The sequence below is a fragment of the Candidatus Pelagibacter communis genome (genome assembly GCF_001180205.1).
Taxonomy (GTDB): Bacteria; Pseudomonadota; Alphaproteobacteria; order Pelagibacterales; family Pelagibacteraceae; genus Pelagibacter; species Pelagibacter ubique_O.
On record NZ_CVSU01000117.1, the window covers coordinates 1 to 3,009 of the forward strand.

A 3,009-nucleotide genomic window follows, 5' to 3' on the forward strand; every position below is an offset into this window, starting at 1 on the left:
CCATCTTAATAAAAAATATAAGATGACTAAAATTACAAGTAGATAAATAATAATATTCATATATTTCCTTATTAGATGAAAGTACCACAACTTAAAAAAAAACTAGAGATAAAAACTTGTCACAATATTGATTGGGAAGACAATTACAGCTGGATTCATCAAGATAATATTTTGGAAGTTCTCAGAGATAAAAGCAAGTTAGATCCTGAAGTGAAAAAATATTTAGAAGATGAAAATGCTTACACAGATCATCATTTAAAAGATACAAAAGATATTCAAAAAAAATTATTCGATGAAATTAAAGGAAGAATTAAATTAGATGATGAATCTTTGCCCTATAAAGATCACACCTATGAGTATTGGACAAAAACTACAACAACAGGAAATTATTCCATAAAACTTAGAAAAAAAATTGGTTCAGAAAATATTGAGGAAATATGGAATGGAGATCAAGAAAAAGAAAAACTTAAAACTGAATATTTTGGGGTTGGAGATTTAGAAGTAAGTAATAATGATAAATATCTTGGGTACTCTTTAGATCTTAAGGGTTCTGAATATTATACAATTTATTTAAGAGATATAAAAACAAACAAAATTATTTCAAAAGAAATTACGGAAACATCAGGGGGAATAACATTTAGTTTAGATGATAAATATATTTTTTATTCTAAACTTGATGAAAATCATAGAGCAAGAACAATATACAGGCACAAAATAGGAGATTTTGAGGCCAAAGATGAATTAATATTTGAGGAGAAAAGCGAGGCTTTTACAGTAGGAATTGGAAAAAGCTCAGATGAAAAATATTTTTTTATAAATACTTCTGACCATAATACTTCAGAACAATATTACTTTAAATCAGATGAATTAAATCCATCTCCAAAACTGATTATTAAAAGAGAAAGAGGTGTTCTATATTCTGTTAATTCATGGGATGGTAAATTTTATAATCATACAAATAAAAATGCTGAAGACTTTAAAATTGATATTTGTGACAATTTAGAAAATCAAAATTGGAAAGCATATATTCCAGCAAAAGATGAAGTTTTAATTGGTGGATTAACATTCCTTAAAAATTGGATTATTCGTGGTGAAACATCAGATGCACTAGATAAATTATTTGTCAAAAATATTTCTACGAATAAAGAAGAAGAATTAGTTTTCTCTGATGAGTCTGTTTATGTTCCAGGAGTGAGCTTAACTCAAAAAGATAGAAATACTGATGAAGTTTATTTAGGATACTCATCCCCCAAAACTCCTTCTAGAGTATTTAAATATAATTTAAGAACAAAATCTAAAGAACTTGTTAAAGAGCAAGAGATCCCATCTGGTCATAATAAAGATGATTATATTGTTGAGAGAGTTGAGTTTAAATCTCATGACGGAAGAATGGTTCCACTAACAATTACTAGACACAAAAAAACAAAAATTGATGGGTCTGCAAATGTTTTATTATATGGATATGGGTCTTATGGAAATTCTATGTCACCAAGTTTCTCTTCCACAAGATTAAGTCTTATCAATAGGGATATAATTTGGGCGACAGCTCACATTAGAGGTGGTATGGAAAAAGGGATGAAATGGTGGAAAGAGGGAAAATTAACAAACAAAAAAAATACTTTTGAAGATTATATTTACGCAGCAAAATATTTAATTGAAAAGAATTATACTTCAAAAGGAAATATTATTGGAATGGGTGGATCGGCTGGAGGATTATTGATGGGAGCTGTAGTCAATCAATCTCCTGAATTATTTTTAGGAATTATCATGGCTGTTCCTTTTGTGGATTCTTTAACAACAAATCTTGATCATTCTTTACCTTTAACTGTGGGAGAATTTGACGAATTTGGAAATGCAAAAGAGAATAAAGAACACTTTGATTATATTTTTTCATATGCGCCCTACAACAATATTAAAAAAATGGATTATCCACATATTTTGATTACAACAAGTTTAAGTGATAATAGAGTTTTATTTGATGAACCTGCAAAGTTCACAGCAAAACTTAGAGACTATAAAACAGATAATAATTTACTTCTTTTAAAAACCGAAATGAATGCTGGTCATGGTGGAAAATCAGGAAGAGATGGCGCAATAGAAGAAATTGCGATTGATTATGCATTTGCATTAAAAATTTCAAATAAAATTTAGTACATATTCAATCTTGAAAAAAAAAAATTAATTCCCATATAAGTTAGGTAAGTCGCCTAATGGGGCTTGCATAAATAAACTTGCTTAAAAAAGGAGGATATTATGACAAGTAAGGATCTATCTATATTTAACTCACTTAGACCTTTTTCAATTGGTTTTGATGATATGTTCGACCAATTCGAAAATATGTTAGGAAATGGAAATTTGACGATGCAGTCAAATTATCCACCATACAACATCCGAAAGACAGGTAAAGACAACTATGCAATTGAAGTAGCATTGGCTGGCTTTAGCAAAAAAGACGTTGAGGTTGAGTTCGAGGACAATTTATTAACAGTTAGAACAAAACAAGTTAATAAGTCTGAGGACAGTGATGTAAATGGAGAAATTATTCATAAAGGGATTTCTCAAAGACAATTTGCAAGATCATTCACTATAGCTGATGATGTAAAAGTTAATGGTGCTGAGCTTAAAGATGGTCTTTTAACAATATCTTGTGAAAGAATAATTCCAGAACATAAAAAAAAGAAGCTTATTGAAATTAAATAAGTCTTAAACCTTGCTTGTGGGGATTTCTCCCCACAAGTTTAAATTAATTATTTCTTTGCCATTATAGCATTTAAAACAAATGCTAATAATCCAGCAGGTATAAGTCCAGTTGTTAACAGTAGTTTTAAACTTATCCCAAAATCTGGAATATTTTTCACAAAGTCTGGTAACAATGACATCCCAATTCCAAAAGACAATGAAAGAGCTAAGATTAATAAATTTCTTTGATCCATTTCTGCCCTTGAAATCAATTTAATACCAGCAGCTACAATCATCCCAAACATAATGATTGCTGCTCCACCAATCACC

At 29.4% G+C, this 3,009-nt stretch carries 3 protein-coding genes; 2 read left to right on the forward strand and 1 reads right to left on the reverse strand.

Features of this window, described 5'->3' with window-relative positions; genetic code table 11:
• The first annotated feature begins 75 nt into the window (after nucleotides 1–75).
• Complete coding sequence (locus AMO08_RS05315) at nucleotides 76–2,151, forward strand: S9 family peptidase (RefSeq protein WP_075485921.1); 2,076 nt, start codon at nucleotides 76–78, stop codon at nucleotides 2,149–2,151.
• Between the two features lie 102 nt (nucleotides 2,152–2,253).
• Nucleotides 2,254–2,700: an Hsp20 family protein gene (locus tag AMO08_RS05320; protein WP_075485922.1), complete on the forward strand. Its 447-nt coding sequence runs from the start codon at nucleotides 2,254–2,256 to the stop codon at nucleotides 2,698–2,700.
• Nucleotides 2,701–2,747: 47 nt separating this feature from the next.
• Here the strand turns inward: AMO08_RS05320 and AMO08_RS05325 are convergent.
• Nucleotides 2,748–3,009, reverse strand: a 262-nt coding sequence (locus tag AMO08_RS05325) for a solute carrier family 23 protein (RefSeq protein ID WP_306452501.1), incomplete at its 5' end; no start/stop codon positions are given.